18 protein-coding genes are annotated in these 18,889 nt (G+C 60.2%); 7 read left to right on the top strand and 11 right to left on the bottom strand.

What is annotated here, in order from left to right; translation table 11 throughout:
- Positions 1-9 precede the first annotated feature (9 nt).
- The 7 genes from EKL15_RS05300 to EKL15_RS05270 all read left to right on the top strand — a co-directional run bounded on the left by EKL15_RS05300 (position 10) and on the right by EKL15_RS05270 (position 6,738).
- Entirely contained in the window at positions 10-495 is a 486-nt protein-coding gene (locus EKL15_RS05300; protein ID WP_038871031.1) for a glutathione peroxidase, read from the top strand.
- 171 nt (positions 496-666) lie between these two features.
- On the top strand, positions 667-849 hold the full coding sequence (gene hemP / locus EKL15_RS05295; RefSeq protein WP_070914906.1) for a hemin uptake protein HemP: 183 nt from the start codon (positions 667-669) through the stop codon (positions 847-849).
- A 94-nt stretch (positions 850-943) separates the two neighbouring features.
- Positions 944-3,025: a TonB-dependent hemoglobin/transferrin/lactoferrin family receptor gene (locus EKL15_RS05290; protein WP_197658806.1), complete on the top strand. Its 2,082-nt coding sequence runs from the start codon at positions 944-946 to the stop codon at positions 3,023-3,025.
- Between the two features lie 66 nt (positions 3,026-3,091).
- Entirely contained in the window at positions 3,092-4,129 is a 1,038-nt protein-coding gene (locus EKL15_RS05285; protein ID WP_049271968.1) for a hemin-degrading factor, read from the top strand.
- Entirely contained in the window at positions 4,126-4,956 is an 831-nt protein-coding gene (locus tag EKL15_RS05280) for a hemin ABC transporter substrate-binding protein (protein ID WP_033638352.1), read from the top strand. Before EKL15_RS05285 ends, EKL15_RS05280 begins: the two co-directional genes overlap by 4 nt.
- A complete protein-coding gene (locus EKL15_RS05275; RefSeq protein WP_016927948.1) occupies positions 4,956-5,960 on the top strand; it encodes an iron ABC transporter permease in 1,005 nt (334 codons plus the stop codon). Before EKL15_RS05280 ends, EKL15_RS05275 begins: the two co-directional genes overlap by 1 nt.
- Positions 5,953-6,738 (top strand): heme ABC transporter ATP-binding protein, encoded by a 786-nt coding sequence (locus EKL15_RS05270; protein ID WP_049198604.1) that lies wholly within the window; start codon positions 5,953-5,955, stop codon positions 6,736-6,738. Before EKL15_RS05275 ends, EKL15_RS05270 begins: the two co-directional genes overlap by 8 nt.
- A 34-nt stretch (positions 6,739-6,772) precedes the next feature.
- Here the strand turns inward: EKL15_RS05270 and EKL15_RS05265 are convergent, their stop codons facing one another.
- From EKL15_RS05265 to arnB, 11 genes are all read right to left on the bottom strand, one after another.
- Positions 6,773-8,215 carry a protein adenylyltransferase SelO gene (locus EKL15_RS05265; protein ID WP_060440068.1) on the bottom strand — a complete coding sequence of 481 codons (1,443 nt, stop codon included), beginning with the start codon at positions 8,213-8,215 and terminating at the stop codon, positions 6,773-6,775.
- Positions 8,216-8,475: 260 nt separating this feature from the next.
- Positions 8,476-9,207 carry an EAL domain-containing protein gene (locus EKL15_RS05260; protein ID WP_087763499.1) on the bottom strand — a complete coding sequence of 244 codons (732 nt, stop codon included), beginning with the start codon at positions 9,205-9,207 and terminating at the stop codon, positions 8,476-8,478.
- 512 nt (positions 9,208-9,719) lie between these two features.
- The gene (locus EKL15_RS05255; RefSeq protein ID WP_060419209.1) at positions 9,720-10,733 is read right to left on the bottom strand and encodes a lipoate--protein ligase A; all 1,014 of its coding nucleotides are present in this window, start codon (positions 10,731-10,733) and stop codon (positions 9,720-9,722) included.
- A gap of 59 nt (positions 10,734-10,792) precedes the next feature.
- Entirely contained in the window at positions 10,793-11,257 is a 465-nt protein-coding gene (locus EKL15_RS05250; RefSeq protein WP_016927954.1) for an NlpC/P60 family protein, read from the bottom strand.
- Positions 11,258-11,431: 174 nt separating this feature from the next.
- On the bottom strand, positions 11,432-11,824 hold the full coding sequence (arnF, locus tag EKL15_RS05245; protein WP_019456018.1) for a 4-amino-4-deoxy-L-arabinose-phosphoundecaprenol flippase subunit ArnF: 393 nt from the start codon (positions 11,822-11,824) through the stop codon (positions 11,432-11,434).
- Positions 11,821-12,165 carry a 4-amino-4-deoxy-L-arabinose-phosphoundecaprenol flippase subunit ArnE gene (gene arnE / locus EKL15_RS05240; RefSeq protein WP_060419210.1) on the bottom strand — a complete coding sequence of 115 codons (345 nt, stop codon included), beginning with the start codon at positions 12,163-12,165 and terminating at the stop codon, positions 11,821-11,823. The genes arnF and arnE overlap by 4 nt, the downstream gene beginning before the upstream one ends.
- Positions 12,162-13,826 carry a lipid IV(A) 4-amino-4-deoxy-L-arabinosyltransferase gene (gene arnT / locus EKL15_RS05235; protein WP_070914902.1) on the bottom strand — a complete coding sequence of 555 codons (1,665 nt, stop codon included), beginning with the start codon at positions 13,824-13,826 and terminating at the stop codon, positions 12,162-12,164. The genes arnE and arnT overlap by 4 nt, the downstream gene beginning before the upstream one ends.
- The gene (gene arnD / locus EKL15_RS05230; protein ID WP_047727670.1) at positions 13,823-14,728 is read right to left on the bottom strand and encodes a 4-deoxy-4-formamido-L-arabinose-phosphoundecaprenol deformylase; all 906 of its coding nucleotides are present in this window, start codon (positions 14,726-14,728) and stop codon (positions 13,823-13,825) included. Before arnD ends, arnT begins: the two co-directional genes overlap by 4 nt.
- On the bottom strand, positions 14,725-16,707 hold the full coding sequence (arnA, locus tag EKL15_RS05225) for a bifunctional UDP-4-amino-4-deoxy-L-arabinose formyltransferase/UDP-glucuronic acid oxidase ArnA (RefSeq protein WP_060419724.1): 1,983 nt from the start codon (positions 16,705-16,707) through the stop codon (positions 14,725-14,727). The genes arnD and arnA overlap by 4 nt, the downstream gene beginning before the upstream one ends.
- The gene (gene arnC / locus EKL15_RS05220) at positions 16,707-17,687 is read right to left on the bottom strand and encodes an undecaprenyl-phosphate 4-deoxy-4-formamido-L-arabinose transferase (protein ID WP_033642884.1); all 981 of its coding nucleotides are present in this window, start codon (positions 17,685-17,687) and stop codon (positions 16,707-16,709) included. Before arnC ends, arnA begins: the two co-directional genes overlap by 1 nt.
- A complete protein-coding gene (gene arnB, locus EKL15_RS05215; protein WP_089185898.1) occupies positions 17,674-18,828 on the bottom strand; it encodes a UDP-4-amino-4-deoxy-L-arabinose aminotransferase in 1,155 nt (384 codons plus the stop codon). The genes arnC and arnB overlap by 14 nt, the downstream gene beginning before the upstream one ends.
- Between the last annotated feature and the right edge of the window lie 61 nt (positions 18,829-18,889).

Below are 18,889 nucleotides of genomic sequence, written 5' to 3'. Positions count from 1 at the left end.
AGCCCCGGCATGATTCACTCTCTGTTATCCATCCCCTGCGTCACGCTGCAGGGCGAGCAAAAAACGCTGGGCGATTTCCCGGCGCGCGCTTACCTGGTGGTCAACACCGCCAGCAAGTGCGGCTTCACCCCGCAATACCGCGGGCTGGAAAATTTGTGGCAATACTATCGCGAACGCGGCTTGGTGGTGCTCGGCTTCCCCTGCAACCAGTTTGGTTCTCAGGAGCCGGGCAGCCCGCTGGAGATCGCCAACTTTTGCAGCCTCAACTACGGCGTCAGTTTCCCGCTGTTCAGCAAGATAGACGTTAACGGCCCCGGCGCGCACCCGCTGTTCAATGAGCTGAAACGCCTGGCGCCCGGCATTTTGGGTAGCCGCCGCATCAAGTGGAATTTCACCAAGTTTCTGCTCACCGCCGACGGCCAGCGCGTCACGCGCTTTGCGCCGATCACCAAGCCTGAACGTCTGTTTGACCGCATCGAAACCCTGCTGAAATAACGCCCCTTTTTTACGGGCCGAGTGCGCTCGGCCCGCCGCCGGATGTCCGTTCGACAAAAAGGTTCCAACGGTAAGAAAATTTTCCTTGATGTAACCTTTCCTTCACATGATAATGATTCTCAGTTTGATATTAATTACCATTTAATGGTCTGTTTTATAAGCACAATGATGATGGATATTGCCAACACGCCTACCCCCGCCGCCGCGGCCCCGACCGAGCACAGCGCAAACGCGCCGCCCAGCTACGACAGCGCACAGCTGCTCGGCGCCGACGGCATCGCGTTCATTACCCATCAGGGCCAGCGCTATCAGCTACGGCAGACCAAAGCCGGGAAATTGATCCTGACCAAATAACCACAGAATCCTCAAACGCCAGCCACCCCGATCTTTTGATCCAGGCAGCCAGCAAATCTATTGATATGTTTTATTACATACGGAGAGTTGCACCATGCCTCTGACATTTTCCACCCGGCTGCGTTTTTCCGCTTTGAGTCTGGCGATTGCCTGCGCTCTGCCTACGGTGGCCTTGGCCCAAAACACCAGCACAACATCCTCTTCCAACGCGGCGCCGGCTAAAAAAGCCAAAACCGCCGACGAGACCATGACCGTGGTCGCCACCGGCAACCAGCGCAGCAGCTTTGAAGCGCCGATGATGGTCACGGTGATCGAAGGCAACTCGCCGGAAAGCCAAACTGCAGGCACCGCCGCCGATATGCTGCGCCGCGTGCCGGGCATTACCGTCACGGGTTCCGGGCGCAGCAATGGGCAAGATCTCATGATGCGCGGTTACGACCGACGCGGCGTGCTGACGTTGGTTGACGGCATCCGCCAGGGGACCGATACCGGCCATATTAACGGCACATTTTTGGATCCTGCGTTAGTGAAACGCATTGAAATCGTGCGCGGCCCCTCCGCGTTGCTGTACGGCAGCGGCGCGTTGGGCGGCGTAGTGTCTTATGAGACCGTCGATGCCGCCGATCTGCTGCTGCCGGGCCACGATACCGGGTTCCGCGTCTACGGCACCGCCGGCACCGGCGATCACAGCCTGGGCATGGGCGCCAGCGCCTACGGCAAGACCGATAACCTCGACGGCCTGCTGTCGTTCGGCACTCGCGACGTCGGCGATCTTCGTCAGGGCAACGGCTTCGATGCGCCTAACGACGAAACCATCAGCAATGTGCTGGCCAAAGGCACCTGGAAGATCGACGATAGCCAGTCGCTGAGCGGCAACTTGCGTTACTACAACAACAGCGCCCAGGAGCCGAAAAACCCGCAAACTCCAGCCAGCTCCAGTGGAAACTTAATGACCGATCGTTCGACGATTCAACGCGACGCGGCACTGAGTTACAAACTGAAACCGGCCGGCCAAGATTGGCTGGATGCAGAAGCGAAAGTGTATTATTCAGACGTAAAAATTAACGCTCACGCCAATGGCAGCGAAGATGAAGCACGCAAACAAACCACGAAAGGCGCCAAACTCGAAAACCGAACGCGCCTGTTTGCGGATACTTTCGCCTCTCACCTGCTGACCTACGGCACCGAGGCTTACAAACAGGAACAAACGCCGGGCGGCGCTACCGAAAGTTTCCCGCAAGCAAAAATCAATTTCGCTTCAGGCTGGCTGCAAGATGAAATCACGCTGCGCGATCTGCCTGTCACTCTGCTCGCCGGCACCCGCTATGACAATTACAAGGGCTCAAGCGACGGTTATGCCGATGTGGATGCGGACAAATGGTCCTCTCGCGGTGCGGTCAGCATTACGCCTACCGACTGGTTGATGCTGTTCGGCTCCTATTCTCAGGCGTTCCGCGCGCCGACGATGGGTGAGATGTACAACGACTCCAAACACTTCTCAATTCCAATGGGGCCAACCACCATCACCAACTATTGGGTGCCTAACCCGAGTTTGAAACCGGAAACCAACGAAACCCAAGAGTACGGGTTTGGTCTGCGTTTCGATGATTTGATGCTGGCCGATGATAGCCTGCAGTTCAAAGCCAGCTATTTCGATACCAAAGCCAAGGACTACATCACCACCGATGTCACGATGGAACTGGGACGCGGTCCGCGAGGTCCTTATTGCATCAGTTGCACCACATTCTCGACCAATATCGATCGCGCCAAAATCTGGGGATGGGATGCTACGCTCAGCTATAAAACACCGTGGTTCGGCTGGGATTTGGCTTATAACCGCACCCGTGGCAAAAATGAAGCGACCGGTGACTGGTTAAGCAGCATCAATCCAGACACTGTCACCAGCTCGCTGGACGTGCCGCTGGGCGAAACCGGTCTGTCCGCCGGCTGGGTCGCCACCTTCGCCGAACGCGCGACGCGCGTGGAGACCGGCACGGCCGAACAAGCCGGCTATGGCGTCAACGACTTCTATCTGAGCTACAAGGGTCGCGATCGGCTGCAGGGCATGACCACCACCGTGGTGCTGGGCAACGCTTTCGACAAAGAATATTACTCGCCGCAGGGCGTCCCGCAGGATGGCCGCAACGCCAAACTGCTGGTCAGCTACCAGTGGTAATCATTTGACTATCTGGCGGACAACCCGGTTGTCCGCCGTTCGCATTACAGCGCAGGAGAATCCCGCATGAGCAATACCCTATACGAACGCTACCAACAGGCTAAAATCGATCACCCCGGCAAATACGCCCGCGATCTGGCGGCGATCCTCGGCGTCAGCGAAGCGGAGCTAACGCACGCCCGCGTCGGCCACGACACTCGCCGCCTGCAGGCCGACGCGCGCACCCTGCTGACCGAGCTTGAGCAGGTCGGCGTCACCAAGTCCATCACCCGCAACAGCTATGCGGTGCATGAGCAGATGGGCCGCTACCGCAACCAGCACCTCAACGGCCACGCCGGGCTGATCCTCAACCCGCGCGAGCTGGATCTGCGCCTGTTCCTCAACCACTGGACCAGCGTTTTCGCCATGAGCGAAACCAACAAGCGCGGCGTGCGCCACAGCATCCAGTTCTTCGACCAACAGGGCGATGCGCTGCACAAGGTCTACACCACCGAAGAGACCGATCTGCCGGCCTGGATGGCACTGGTGGAACGCCACCTGAGCGAAGAAAATCCGGCGCTGGCGCTGCAGCCCGCCGAGGCGAGCACTGCGGATGAAACGACGCAAGATCATGCAAAAATCGACGGTGAATGGCGCGCGATGACCGACGTTCACCAGTTCTTCCAGCTGCTCAGCCGCAACAAACTGACGCGCCAGCAGGCGTTCCGCGCCGTCGGCGACGATCTGGCCTATCAGGTGGACAACAGCGCGCTGTCGCAGCTGCTGGAAGCAGCGCAGCAGCAGCAGAACGAGATCATGATCTTCGTCGGCAACCGCGGCTGCGTGCAGATCTTCACCGGCCAGATCGAACGTTTGATGCCGCAGGAAGGCTGGATCAACGTGTTCAACCGCCGCTTCACGCTGCACCTGATCGAAGACGCCATCGCCGAAAGCTGGATCACCCGCAAACCGACCAAAGACGGCATCGTCACCAGCCTGGAGCTGTTCGCCGCCGATGGCACGCAGATTGCGCAGCTGTATGGCCAGCGTACCGAAGGGCAGCCGGAACAAACCCAGTGGCGCGAGCAGGTTGCCGCGCTCGCCGCCAAGGACATCGCCGCATGAAATCTTCCTTGATCCGCCGCCTGGCGTTGATGATGTCGCTGGCGCTGCCGCTCACCGCTGCGGCGGCGCAGCGCATCGTCTCGATCGGCGGCGACGTGACGGAAATCGCCTTCGCGCTCGGCGCCGGCGACGAGGTGATCGCCCGCGACAGCACCAGTCTGCATCCGGAAGCGGTGAAAAAGCTGCCGGACGTCGGCTATATGCGCCAGCTGAACGCCGAAGGCATTTTGGCGCTGAAGCCGACGCTGGTACTGACGACCGAGCTGGCACAGCCGGCGCTGGTGCTCAAACAGCTGGCGGACAGCGGCGTCAACGTGGTCAGCGTGCCGGGTGACACCACCCTGCAGGCGGTGCCGCAGAAAATCGCTACGATTGCCGCTGCGCTGCAGCGCGTTGAGCAAGGCAAACAGCTGAGCGAGCGCTATCGACAACAGCTGGCGGCGGTCGATACCTCCCCGCTGCCGGTCAAGGTGCTGTTCGTGATGAGCCACGGCGGCATCACGCCGATGGCCGCCGGGCAACACACCGCCGCCGACGCGGTGATTGCCGCCGCCGGCCTGAAAAACGCCATGCAGGGCTTTGACCGCTACCGTCCGCTGTCGCAGGAAGGCGTCATCGCCAGCGCGCCGGATCTGTTGCTGGTCACTACCGACGGCGTGCGCACCCTCGGCGGCGAACAGCAGCTGTGGACGCTGCCGGGCCTGGCGTTGACACCGGCAGGCAAGCAACGCCGCGTGCTGATCGTCGATGACATGGCGCTGCTGGGCTTCGGTCTGGAAACGCCGGCGGCGCTGGCCAAACTGCGCCACGCGGCGGAGCAAAAGTAATGCGCTGTCGCACCTCGCCTCAGCTGGCCATCATCGGTCTGCTGGTGTTGCTGACGCTGCTGGCGCTGGTCGCCGCCAACCTGGGCGCGCTGACGCTGTCGTTTCGCACCCTGTGGCGCGAACCTTTCAGCGATGCCGCCTGGCACATCTGGTTGAACATCCGCCTGCCGCGCGTGCTGCTGGCGGTGGTGATCGGCTGCGCGCTGGCGGTATCCGGTGCGGTGATGCAGGGGCTGTTCCGCAACCCGCTGGCGGATCCGAGCCTGCTGGGCATCAGCAGCGGCGGCGCGCTGTTTGTCGCTCTGTTCATCGTGATGCCGCTGGCGTTGCCGGTGACGATCGCACTGTACGGCCATATGCTGGCGGCGTTCCTCGGCAGCCTGCTGGTATCGCTATTGATCTACGGCATCAGCCGCAGCGGGCACGGCAATCTGTCGCGGCTGCTGCTGGCGGGCATCGCCATCAACGCCCTGTGCATGGCGGCCATCGGCGTGCTCTCTTACGTCAGCAGCGATCAACAGCTGCGCCAGTTCTCGCTGTGGATGATGGGCAGCCTCAGCCAGTCACAGTGGCCGACGCTGGCGGTTTCCGCCTCGCTGATCCTGCCTACGGCGCTGCTGACGCTGCTGCAGGCGCGCCGGCTGAACCTGTTGCAGCTGGGGGACGAAGAGGCCCACTACCTCGGGGTGAACGTCCAGCGCGCCAAGCTGCAGCTGCTGTTGCTGAGCGCCTTGCTGATCGGCGCGGCGGTAGCGATGAGCGGCGTGATCGGCTTTGTCGGTTTGGTGGTGCCGCATCTGGTGCGCATGCGCCTCGGCGGCGATCACCGCTGGCTGCTGCCCTGCTCCGCGCTGGGCGGCGCCTGTCTGCTGCTGGTCAGCGATACGCTGGCGCGCACGCTGGTGGCGCCGGCCGAAATGCCGGTGGGGTTGATGACCAGCCTGATCGGCGGTCCTTACTTCTTGTGGCTGGTGATGCGCCAGCGGGAGCGAACCGGTGGATAACGCCGCCTGCCTGACGGCCCGAGAGCTGCGCTACAGCCTCGGTGCGCGCCGCTTGATCAACGACGTTTCGCTCAGCCTCGCCGGCGGCGAAATGGTGGCGATTATCGGCCCTAACGGCGCCGGCAAATCGACGCTGCTGCGCTTGCTGACCGGCTATTTGACGCCGGACTGCGGCGAATGTCGCCTGCTTGATCGCCCGCTGGAACAGTGGGCGCCGCAGCAGTTGGCCAAAGTCCGAGCCGTGATGCGCCAGTACAGCGATCTGGCGTTTCCGTTCAGCGTGGAGGAAGTGGTCAGCATGGGGCGGGCGCCGCACGGCAAACGCGACGAGCATCAGGCGATCCAACAGGTGATGGCGCAGACCGATTGTCTGGCGCTGGCGCAGCGCGACTACCGCCAACTGTCCGGCGGCGAACAGCAGCGGGTACAGCTGGCGCGGGTGTTGGCGCAGCTGTGGCAACCGCAGCCGTCTCCCGCCTGGCTATTTCTCGACGAGCCGACCTCGGCGCTGGATCTGTACCACCAGCAGCACACCCTGCGCCTGCTGCGCTCGCTGACGCGCCAACAGCCGCTGGGCGTCTGCTGCGTGCTGCACGATCTTAATCTGGCCGCGCTGTACGCCGATAGGATCCTGCTGCTGCATCAGGGGCGTCTGGTGGCGAGCGGCACGCCGCAGGAGGTGTTGCAGACGGAGATCCTCACCCGCTGGTATCAGGCCGATCTCGGCGTGGTGCATCATCCCGAAGTGTCGCTGCCGCAGGTCTACCTGCGTCAATAACGTCAAGGGCGCCATTAAGCGCCCTTTTTTCATCTCAGCTGGAGCAGGAAATCTCCAGATGTTTGCCCCAGTCCGGCGGCAGCACGGCGAGATCGTCATATTCCGGCGCATCGTCGAACGGCCGCAGCAGGGCCTGATGCAACCGCTGCAAACGGCCCACGTCGTCTTGCTCCGCGTCTTCAATCGCCTGCTGCGCCAGATAGTTGCGCAGGATCAGGCGCGGGTTCACCGCCTTCATCGCCCGTTGCCGTTCCTCATCGCTCACCTGCTCCTGCTGCAAACGCTGACGATACTGCTGATACCAGGAATCGAACGCCGCGCGGTCGATAAACTCGTCGCGCAGCGGCGACTGCGCCTGTTGCTGTTCAGTGTCGCTCAACAGGCGGAACGTGCGGGTATAGTCCCGCCCTTCCTGCGCCATCAGGCTCAACAGCCCGGTGAGCACGTCATTGTCCTGCGCCGTCGGCGTGAAGAAGCCGAGTTTAGCGCGCATCTGTTCGCCGTAGGCGCGCATCAGCGCCGGTTCATACGCCGCCAGCGCCTGCTGCAGCTGTTCAGTGGTCATCAGCCCCGACAGGGTCTGCGCCAGGCGATGCAGGTTCCACAGCGCCACCGCCGGCTGATTGTCGAAGGCGTAACGCCCCTGATGGTCGGAGTGATTGCAGATATAACCGGGCTGATAGTCATCGAGGAAGCCGTAAGGGCCGTAGTCAATGGTGATGCCGAGAATCGACATGTTGTCGGTGTTCATCACGCCGTGAGCGAAACCGACGGTTTGCCAATGGGCGATCAGGCGCGCCGTCCGTTCCACCACGTCGGTAAACCACAGCAGGTAACGTTCAGCCTGATCCTGCAGCTGCGGCCAGTGACGGGCAATGACGAAATCCGCCAGCTGCCGCACCTGCTCCGGCTGTTTGCGGTAGTAAAAGTGCTCGAAGTGGCCGAAGCGCACGTGGCTTTCCGCCACCCGCATCAGCATGGCGCCGCGTTCCGGCTGCTCGCGGAACACCGGCTGCCGGCTGGTCACGATGGTCAACGCCCGGGTGGTCGGGATCCCCAGATGATGCAGCGCCTCGGAGGCCAGAAACTCGCGGATCACCGAGCGCAGCACCGCGCGGCCGTCCCCCATACGCGAATATGGCGTCAGCCCGGCGCCCTTCAGGTGCCAGTCGCGGTGGCTGCCGTCCGCCAGGACCTGTTCGCCCAGTAAAATGCCGCGGCCATCCCCCAGCTGCCCGGCCCAGACGCCAAACTGGTGGCCACTGTACACCTGCGCCAACGGCTGCATGCCGGGCAGCAGCGTTTCTCCCGCCCAAATGGGGGTTTTATCCTGGGTAAACCAACTTTCATCCAGCCCCAGCTCGCGCGCCAGCGGCTCGCTGTGGTACAGCAGGCGCGCATCCTTGAGCGGCGTCGGGTTCAGGGCGGTGTAGAAACCGGGTAACTGTTGGTAGTAAGCGTTATCGAACTGCGGCATAGGCCCTCCGTTTCAGCGTAGTGTAGAGCCTGGACGGGCGGATTAACACCGAAGGAATGCAGGGAGAACGCATCCGCCTGTCGCCAGGACGGATGCGGGGAGTTTGGCGTTTCCACCTGGCGGAGGAAACGCGGTTTAACGCGGGCTGACAAAACGGTGTCATCAGCCAAAAAACGATGGCGAATAACGGCGACGGAATCACGGCAAACATCACCCCGCGCATTATTTACCTCATTGTGTGTAGTTTTTTATATCACTTCTTAATTATTGAACTCGCTGGGCTTCGCCAGCAAAGTTTGCAGATTATCCACACCAACGCTGGGCCATAAAAAACCTTGCAGGCCTAAAACACCGGCGTATCTGAGTTTATTAAAGTACTCTTTTTTCTCTATTCCTCCGACGATCACGCCTTTACACAACAGGTTGATATTCTTTAACAACGAGTCGATGACCACGTCATACCCCTGATGGGTAAACAGCTGCCAGTAAAAACGCTTGTCTATCTTTACATAGTCAAACAAACCATCATACAGCGCGGTCAAGGTGGCTTTACCGGAACCGAAATCATCGAGCCACAGCGTAAACATTTCGCTTAATCGCTGCACGTTCGGGTTGTTCTTCCCGGCCGAAAGATTCGGAAAACTCTCACTCATTTCGAATGCAATAAAAGGATATTGCCTGATCCATTGGCACAATGCCGGATCGGAAAGAATAAGTTCGACGATGGTTTCTTCGATATTGATGGTCAACTGCACGCTGTTACCGGTAAACCAGCCCGCGTGCCGCTCCGCAAGTTTCAATTGCTCATTAAATAACTCAATCCTTTGTTCAGGCGCCAATAAATTAATCCCAATTTCGGCCGGCATGGCTAAATCACCGTCGAGACTGTTGAAACGGCTCAACATTTCCACCGCCAACAGCCTGCCCTCCATTGAGTAAACAGGTTGAAAAACATAGCTACTAATAAAGTCAGCTTCGAGTTGGATGTTCATTTTAATGCCACAGGATGAATGGCTAGCGTATCATCGTATATCAATATATTTTATCGATCAATCCTTCTGGGATTAATCGGAAACATCAATGCAAATACCCATGAAATATCATTTAATTGATAGATTAAAGCTATACGACAATCGCGAAAGGCGCAAAAGAAAAGCAGCTGAACTTATGCCACCTTTCTCGCCTAACGCGTGATATGAAAAGGTATTTGGCTTAAGTGGATTGGATGACGGGCTAAATTTGACTTATCTCCGTTGTTTTATTTAAGAAAAATCTTAAATAAAGTAAAATAATCTTTCTGCCGTAACGCCGATTTTTCCTGCCGTTAACGATGACTGATTAAATTTAATAACACATCAATTCCGCCCGTTATTCTCAGCATTGAAAACGTAAAAAAATGCCCACCTTGATTTTCAGAAAATCTGCGCTACGCCCCTGCGAAACGTCGATTTCAGCGATAAAAAAAGGGATGAGCACGCTCATCCCCTTCACCATCCCATACCGGCTAACGGATCGTTTCGCTCAGCCATTGCCGCAGTTCGGTCAATTCCGCCGCCTGTTGCGGATAATCCGCCATCAGCCGATCGCAGCAAGCGGCAACGGGCTCGCTGCGATACGCGCAGCCCACCAGCGCTTCCGCCAGCCGTTGCAGCGGGGCGGGATTCAGGCTGTCGGTGAACACCTGCGCGCGAACAATCGTTCCCTTCTCCACGTCGAAGAACAGATCCACGCCGCCCCAGACGAAGCGTTCGTTAAGCAGATGGCTGAACGCCGGCGCCTTGCCGAAATTCCATTCCCAACTGCTCTGTTTGGCGAACTGCGCGGCAAAATCGGGCAAATCAGGGAATACGTCCGGCGAAATGATCTCCGGCTCGGCCGTCTCGCCATAGTGGGCAAAAAAGGCCTGCACGATGGCTTCGCACACCTGTTCATGGCTGATACCCGGCAAAAACTCCGCCAAATTGGCGACGCGCGAACGCACCGAGGTGATGCCCTTGGCCTGCAGCTTTTTGGGATCGGGATTGAGGTAGTCTGCCAGCCGCTCCAGATCGGCGTTCAGCAGCAGCGTGCCGTGGTGGAAACCACGGTCCTGGGTTTCTCGATAGGCCGAGCCGGATATTTTGCGCGGCCCGTCGGCGGTTTCCATCACCAGATCGTTGCGCCCCGACGCGCCGGCCGTGACGCCCAGCTGCCGCAGCGCTTGCAGAATGATGTCGGTCGAGACGCTTTTGTCGTAACCCGGTTTGCCGGCCATAAAGGTGAAACAGGTGTTGCCCAGGTCGTGAAATACCGCCCCACCGCCGCTGCTGCGCCGCGCCAGCCGAATGCCGTCCTGCTCCATGCGCCGGGTGTTGCACTCCTTCCAGGGGTTCTGCGACTGGCCAATCACCACCGTTTCGGCATTGCGCCACAGAAAGAGGATTTTTTGCGTGGTCATCTCGCGGAAGATGCATTCTTCCACCGCCAGGTTAAACCAGGGATCGTAGGAATCGGAGATCAGTAAACGCAGGCTGTTCATGGCAGGCACCGTTCAAAACACGTGATACCGCCATGATACACCAAATCAATAGGTTAAGGCTAAATGCGTCGCGCCTGCCAGTACACCCGCTTCCAGTAGACGTTATCGAGCGAGGAGCGGATCACTCCGCGGCTGGTCGAAGCGTGGATAAATTGGTCGTTGGTATCGTAAATGCCGACGTGCAGGCCGTTCTCACCGCCGCCGGTTTTGAAAAACACCAGGTCGCCCGGCATCAGCTCATCACGCGAAACCTTGGTGCCCAGCGAGGTTTGCTCTTCGGTCGAACGCGGCAGCTGCATGTCGAAACGATCGCGGAACGTGCGGTAAACAAAGCCGGAACAATCTACGCCGCCGCGATCCAGGCCGCCGTAACGGTATGGCGTACCGTACCACTGACGCAGTTGCTCGTTGAGCTGGGCCACCACCACGATAGAGTCCGCCAGGCGGCCGCTCGGCGGCGGCGCATGGCTGCTGCAGCCGGCGAGGATCAAACTGGCTAATAAAAACCACACACGCATCCGCATAATATTCCTTCATTGAACACGCTGCCGCATTATGCCAATCGGCACACCACCACCGCCTGCGAGGCGAAGCCGGCACCACGTAAGGAGAGCGCTATTTGGCGTTAATTTATCTCCCGCACGGGGAAAAAGGCAAGCGCCATGAGGGAGATAATAGCAGGATCGCCGGTTTTGACCCTATTCCGGCGATTTTGTCTCGGATTTGCTGTTAATCAGCCAGACGCCGAACAGAATAAACAGCGTGCCCAACGTTTTCAGCAGCGTAGCGGATTCGTTAAACCACGGCAGGATCACCGCCGCCAGATAGACCAGCGCGTAGCTGACGCTCAGCAGAGGATAAGCGCGGTTTAACGGCAGGTGGCGCAGCGCAAAGAACCAACACAGCATCGACAGCGCATAACCGAAGATGCCGCCGCCCACCGCCAGCAGCGGCAGCCAGTAGTCGCCGATCAACGCCAACGAGACGTCGGCGAACGACATCAGCGGGATTTGCACCATGCCCCACTTCATCAGCAACTGCGCCAGCGTCACCAGCAACACGCTGGCGGCGCCCCAGGCATAGCCCCTCATGAATGCACGCTCATCAGCAGGATCCCCAACATAATCGACGCTACGCCACACCAGTGGCGCACGGTCGTCGGCTCATGAAACAGCCAGCGCGCCGCCAGCGTCACCATCACGAAGTTCAGGCTGAGCATCGGGTAAGCCAGGCTGAGCGGCAGGCGTTGCAGCACATTGAGCCACACCGCCATGCCCAGCCCCAGCAGCAGCACCGCCAGCGCCAGCCAACGCAGCGTCTGCTTCAGCCGCGCTTCGTCCGCCCGCTCCCAACAGTGCGCCGCCTGCTTCTGGCACAGCTGCCCACCGCAGGTGAGCAGGCTGACCACAATCACCAACAGAAAACCCATCATGGTTGCTGTTTATACCACATCAGCACCAGGCGATTCATACGATCTACCTTGTCTGCGGCAGGCAGTTCCTGCGGCAGCGCTTCGCCACGGGACAGCTGCAGCACCAGCGACACGTTCCCCTGTTTGCGCGCCTGCGCCAGCCACTGCGGGAAGTCGGCGTCGCTGATCAGGTGGCCTTTGGCGTCCGGATACTCCAGACCATAAGCTACCTCGCCTTTCTGGCTGTACATCAGCACGTCGCTACGCTTCAGTTCCCAGGCCAAACCGGCCGCTACCCCGACGCTGTCGGTCAGCACGTAACGGCTGTCGCCCAGCTCGGCCATCGTGGCGCGCGCGAAGTTCTGCGGCAGCTTGGAATCGGTCACCTGTTGCGGGATGGCGTAGCCGATCACCAGGCACAGCAATACCGGGCAGGCCGCCGCCCAGCGCCATTGACGGCCGTTATCGCGTGCGGAAACCAGCGCGAACAGGAGCCAGCCGCCGAAGGCGATCAGGCCGAGCACCACCTTCGGCCACTCTTGCGCGGTAAACAGATGGGCTTTCGGCAGCAGGCCGGCGCTCAACACCACCAGCGCCACGATGCCGATCAGCCCGAACAGGCCGTTCAGCCAGGCATTGGCCTTGAACAGTCTGGCGCGCAGGGTGGCGGCGTAGTCTTCCGCATAGGCGGTCATCAGCAGCGCCAGCGGCGCCATGCACGGCAGAATGTAGGTCGGCAGCTTGCCTTTGGCGATGCTGAAGAAGATCAGCGGCATCATCGCCCAGCTCAGCAGGAAGAACAGCTCCGGGCGCTGTACGCGTTCGCGCCAGCCCTTGAGCAGCGCACCGGGCAGCAGCGCCAGCCACGGCAGCACCGCCGCCAGCAGGATCGGCAGGTAATACCAGAACGGCGCCTTGTGCTGGGCGTTATCTTCGGCGAAACGCTGAATATGTTCGACCCAGAAGAAGTAATTCCAGAAATCGGGTTCGCGTTGCGCGATCGCCAGCGCCCACGGCAGGCTGAGCAACGTAGCGGTCACGATCGCCACCGGGCCGTAGCACAGCAGATCCTTGATGCGACGTTGCTGGATGACGATCGGGATCACCGCGATCACCGGCACCGCCAGCGCCAGGAAGCCCTTGGTCATAAAGCCCATGCCGCAGGCCAAGCCCAGCAGCGCGTAGGCGCCCAGCTTGCCTTTGACCGAAGTGGCTTTCAGCGTCAGGTAGTAGCTGACCATCGCCGCCGCCAGCCACAGCGAGATCATCGGATCCAGCACGCTGTAGGTGCCGATGCTGAACACCAGCACCATCGACAGGAAAATCAGCGCCGCCAGGCTGGCGCGGCGCGCATTGCGCCACATCAGCATCGCCAGCGCGAACACCAGCAGTGCGGTCATGCCGGTGCTGAACACCGAGCCGAAGCGCACCGCAAAGTTGTTTTCGCCGAACAGCCACTGGCTGATGTTATTGAACCAGTAACCCGCCACCGGCTTTTCGAAGTAGCGTAGCCCCAGCAGGTGCGGCACAACCCAATCGCCGCGCTGCAGCATTTCACGGCTGATCTCGGCATAACGCGTCTCGTCCGGCTGCCACAGCAGGCGGCCGTTAAGTGGGATCAGGTAAACCAGAGCAAAAAAAACGGCCAGCAGAATGGCCCAGGATCCTTTTAGCGCCTTCATGTAACGTCCTTCACATCGGTTTGACAGCCCAGCCAACCTTCGCGGCCGGGGAAAGGAGCACGCTTGATGCGGCCCAACGGCAGTGACGCCAAATCTTGTGGTAACAGCGCGCTAAGCGGACAGAATTCGATGCCCTGCTGCCGTGCGCGTTGCAATAACTGTTCGAACATCGCCGCTTGCGACATGCCTTCCACTTCGGTGTGAATGGTGTACACCGGCACGCCGCGATCGTTCTCGATGGCGCGCAGAATGTAGTCGTTGAAGTCGGCCATGCTGACTTCGCTGCCGATCACTTCGTCGAAGGTCGGCAACGTCACCGGGATCTGCACCGTGCCGTGACGCCCGTCGCTCAGCACCGGACGGAATGGATGGGTGCCGCGGCAATCGCTGTTGTAATGGAAGCCGAAGCGTTGCTTGACCTCCAGCACGCGCGTATCGGCACGCCAGCCCGCCACGGCGGAGCATTTCACCGGTTGGCCGGTGCTGGCGCTCAGGGCATCGACGCCCAGCTGCACCTGTTCGGTCAGCTGCGCCTCGCTCCACTTGCCGACCTTGGCCTGCCACCCCTGGTGATCCCAGGCGTGCAGCCCGACTTCATGGCCGGCTTCGGCGGTGCGCTTCATCAGCGGCCCCAACGCGCGTGAAATGTTGCGCCCCGGCCAGGCGGTGCCGGCCAGCAGAATGTCCAGGCCGTACAGCGAGGCGGCGTTCGAACGCAGCATTTTCCACAGAAATTTCGGACGCAAAAGGCGCCAAAGATGGCGCCCCATGTTGTCCGGTCCCACGCTGAAGAAGAAGCTGGCCTGAATGTCGTACTTGTCGAACAGGTCCAGCAACTGCGGCACCCCTTCACGGGTGCCGCTGAAGGTATCTACATCAACCCGCAGACCGACTTTCTTCATGCATCGTTCCCTTCCTGAACGGTAGTGCGCAGGAAGTAGTCCAGCGTATCGGCGACGGTTTGCTTCATCTCGATGGTCGGCTGCCAGCCCAGCAGGCGGTGAGCGTTCTTGATGCTCGGCGTGCGGTGCTCGACGTCCTGGTAACCTTTACCGTAGTAGCTGCTGCTCTCAACGTCCTTGAAGCCGGCAAACGGCGGGAAGCGGTCGCGCAGCGGGTGGTTGTTGAAGCTTTCCAGCAGCATTTCCGCCAGCTCGCGGATGCTCGCTTCGTTGGTCGGGTTGCCGATGTTGACGATCTGGCCGTCGCACAGGCCGTCGCGGTTCTCGATGATGCGGAACAGCGCTTCGATGCCGTCGTTGATGTCGGTGAAGCAACGTTTCTGCGCGCCGCCGTCCATCAGTTTGATCGGCGAACCTTCCACCAGGTTGAGGATCAGCTGGGTGATGGCACGGGAAGAGCCGATACGCGCAGCGTCCAGGTTATCCAGGCGCGGCCCCATCCAGTTGAATGGACGGAACAGCGTGAACTTCAGGCCTTCTTTAGCGCCGTAAGCCCAGATCACCCGATCCAGCAGCTGTTTGGAGACCGAGTAGATCCAGCGCTGTTTGTTGATTGGCCCGACGATCAGGCGCGAATGGTCTTCGTCGAACTCTTTGTCGTCGCACATGCCGTACACTTCTGAGGTGGACGGGAAGATGATGCGCTTGTTGTATTTCACGCAGTCGCGAACGATCTTCAGGTTCTCTTCGAAATCCAGCTCGAACACGCGCAGCGGGTTACGGGTGTATTCGATCGGCGTCGCGATCGCCACCAGCGGCAGCACCACGTCGCATTTCTTGATGTGATACTCGATCCACTCGGAGTGGATGCTGATGTCGCCTTCCACGAAGTGGAAACGCGGGTTGTCGAGGAAACGGCTGATGGCGTCAGAACCGATATCCAGGCCGTAGATGTCGTAGCGATCGTCACGCAGCAGGCGCTCGGTCAGGTGGTTACCGATGAAGCCGTTGACCCCGAGGATCAGCACGCGAGTGCGGCGTTTCATTACGGCGTTCGGCTTGGCGGCCAAGCGCACGTCGGTGACGATGCCCATTTCCTGCGCCAGGCGGCTGCCCTGCACGTACAGGCCGCTGTCGTTCTGACCGGCAACGATCTCCAGCGCGCCTTCGCCACAGGCGATGACCAGCGGCGAGGTGCTCAGTACGGTGCCCGGCTGCTTGTCGTGTTGGGTATCCAGCACGCGAGAGCGCCAGACGATCAGCTTGCGCTGGCCGAGGTAGCTGAAGGCACCCGGGTACGGTTCCGTGACGGCACGTACCAGGTTGTTGATCTCTTTGGCGGACTTGTGCCACAGGATCTCGCCGTCCGCCGCGGTGCGACGGCCGAAGTAGCTGGCCTGAGACTCATCCTGCTTGGTGAAGGTGGCGGTGCCGTTCTTCAGCTTCGGCAACTGCTCTTTCAATACGGCCTGCGCGGCTTCCAGCACTTTTTTGTGCAGCGTCAGCGCAGTGTCGCTGTCGGCGATGGTCACTTTCTGCTGACCGACGATGTCGCCGGCGTCCGGGCGTTTCACCATCTTGTGCAGCGTGGCGCCGGTTTCGGTTTCGCCGTTCACCAGCGCCCAGTTCACCGGGGCGCGGCCACGGTAATGCGGCAGCAGCGAACCGTGCAGGTTGAAGCCGCCCTGCGGCGCCAGCGAGAGGATCTCGTCGCTCAGCATATGGCGGTAGTAGAACGAAAAGATCACGTCCGGCTGCAGGTCGCGAATGCGGTCAACCCACAGCGGGTGGTTCACGTCTTCCGGCGCATAGACCGGCAGATCCAATTCGGCGCCCAAACGGGCCACGGAGGAGAAGAAGTTGTTCTCACCAGGGTCGTCGGTGTGCGTGAATACGGCCTGCACGTCATAACCCGCCTCAGTCAGCGCTTTCAGACCTGCGCAGCCAATATCATGGTAAGCAAATACAATAGCTTTCATCATTCTTCTTCCTGAGTATTGTGGTCCTGCTGTACGCCGACCACTTTCTGAACAAAATAGCGAGGACGTGCGCGCACGTCGGTATAGATGCGGCCGATGTATTCACCCAGTAGCCCCATGCCAACAAACTGGGCGCCGATAAAGGTGAACAGCACGGCGAAGAGGGTGAACACGCCGCCGGCGGCCCATTCAGGGCCGAGCAGCAGACGCAGCGCAATCAGCACCAGCGCCAACACAAACCCGGACAGCGCCACGATGCTGCCGACCACGCTGAGCAAACGCAGCGGGGTGGTGGTCAGGCAGGTGATCAGGTCGTACATCAGGTTGATCAGCTTCATCAGGCTGTACTTGGAATCGCCAAACTCGCGCTCGGCGTGACGCACGTCGATCTCGGTCGTGCGACGGGCGAAGGTGTTCGCCAGAATCGGGATAAAGGTGCTGCGCTCGTGGCAGTGCAGCATCGCCTCAACGATGTGACGACGGTAGGCGCGCAGCATGCAGCCGTAGTCTCCCATCGACTTGCCGGTGGCGCGTTGAATCATCATGTTGATCACGCGCGAAGCGCTTTTGCGGAACCAGGAGTCTTGACGGTTGGCGCGCACGGTGCCCACCACGTCATAGCCCTCTTCCGCCACGCTGACCAGACGAGGGATCTCCTCCGGCGGGTTCTGCAGATCGGCGTCCAGCGTAATCACCAGATCGCCGGTCACCTGGTTGAAACCGGCCATGATCGCCGAGTGCTGGCCATAGTTGCGGTTCAGCAAAACGGCGATGACGTGGCTGTCCGGTTTTTCCGCCGCCGCGGTCAGCATGTCCGCGGAGTTGTCGCTGCTGCCATCGTCGACGAGGATGATTTCATAAGGTTGAGATAACTGCTTGCAAGCGGCGGTAGTACGCTCCAGCAACGCCGGCAGACTTTCCTGCTCGTTGTATACCGGGATGACTATCGACACTTTTTTAATCGGTTCAACGCGAGACACGTAAAGACTCCACAACAGAAGACAAGGCATTGACCACGCGATCCACGTCGGCGTCGGTCATATCAGGGAATAGCGGTAAAGTGCACAGCCGCGCCGAGTTCCATTCGGTATTCGGCAAGGAAAGCTGCGGATAACGCTCACGGTAGAATTTCTGGGTATGCGCGGCGCGGAAATGCAGCCCGGTGCCGACGCCAACCTCTTTCAGACGCTCCATCAACCGATCGCGATCGATGCCGCAACGCTCAGGGTCGACGCGCACCATAAACAGATGCCAGGCGTGGTCATGCGGGTAATCCGGCACGCCCAACGGTTGGAACGGCGAGCCTTCCAGCGCGCTCAGGTAGCGCTGTGCCAGCGCCTTGCGGCGCGCGTTCAGCTCAGCGAAGCGCGACAGCTGCACCACGGCGATCGCCGCGTGAATGTCGGACAGGTTGTATTTGTAACCCGGCTCCACCACTTCGGCCTGCGGTTTGCGGCCAAGCTGCTGACGATCGAAGGCATCGACGGCCAGACCGTGGAACTTCAGGCAACGCAGGCGATCCGCCAGCGCATCGTCGTCGGTGGCGATCAGGCCGCCCTCGGCGCAGGTCACGTTTTTAATGGCGTGGAACGAGAAAATCGCCGTGCCACGCGCGCCGACCCATTCGCCGTTGTAGCGCGTACCGACCGCATGGGCGGCGTCTTCGATCAAAGGCAGACCGTGGCGTTCGGCCACGGCGCGCAGCGCGTCCATCTGAAGAGGAGCGCCGGCGTAGTGCACCGGAACAATCGCTTTGGTTTTCGGGGTGATGGCAGCCTCGACATCGGCGGCGCTGACCATCAACGTATCACGGTCAACGTCGATCATGACCGGCGTGGCGCCCAGCAGCTCGATCATGTTGAGGGTGGAAACCCAGGTTTGCGAAGGGGTGATGACTTCGTCGCCGGGGCCGATGCCCAGCGCCATCAGCGTGATGTGCATGCCAGCCGTGGCGGAACTGACGGCGATCGCATGCTTACAGCCGAAGGTGGAACAGAAGTCGCTTTCCAGCTGCTGGTTTTGCGGCCCGGTGGTGATCCAACCGGAACGCAACACTTTCTCTACCGCGGCGATTTCTTCATCGCCGATGGCCGGACGAGAGAAAGGCAAAAATTGATCCATAGTTAACCCCAAACGTATCGAACTGCTTTTGATGACACTGTAAATCCCTTTCGTTTAACGG

The organism is Serratia sp. 4542, from assembly GCF_016805595.1.
Taxonomy (GTDB): Bacteria; Pseudomonadota; Gammaproteobacteria; order Enterobacterales; family Enterobacteriaceae; genus Serratia; species Serratia nevei.
The sequence above is the reverse complement of the archived record's forward strand: the minus strand, read 5'-3'. Positions and strand labels throughout refer to the sequence as shown.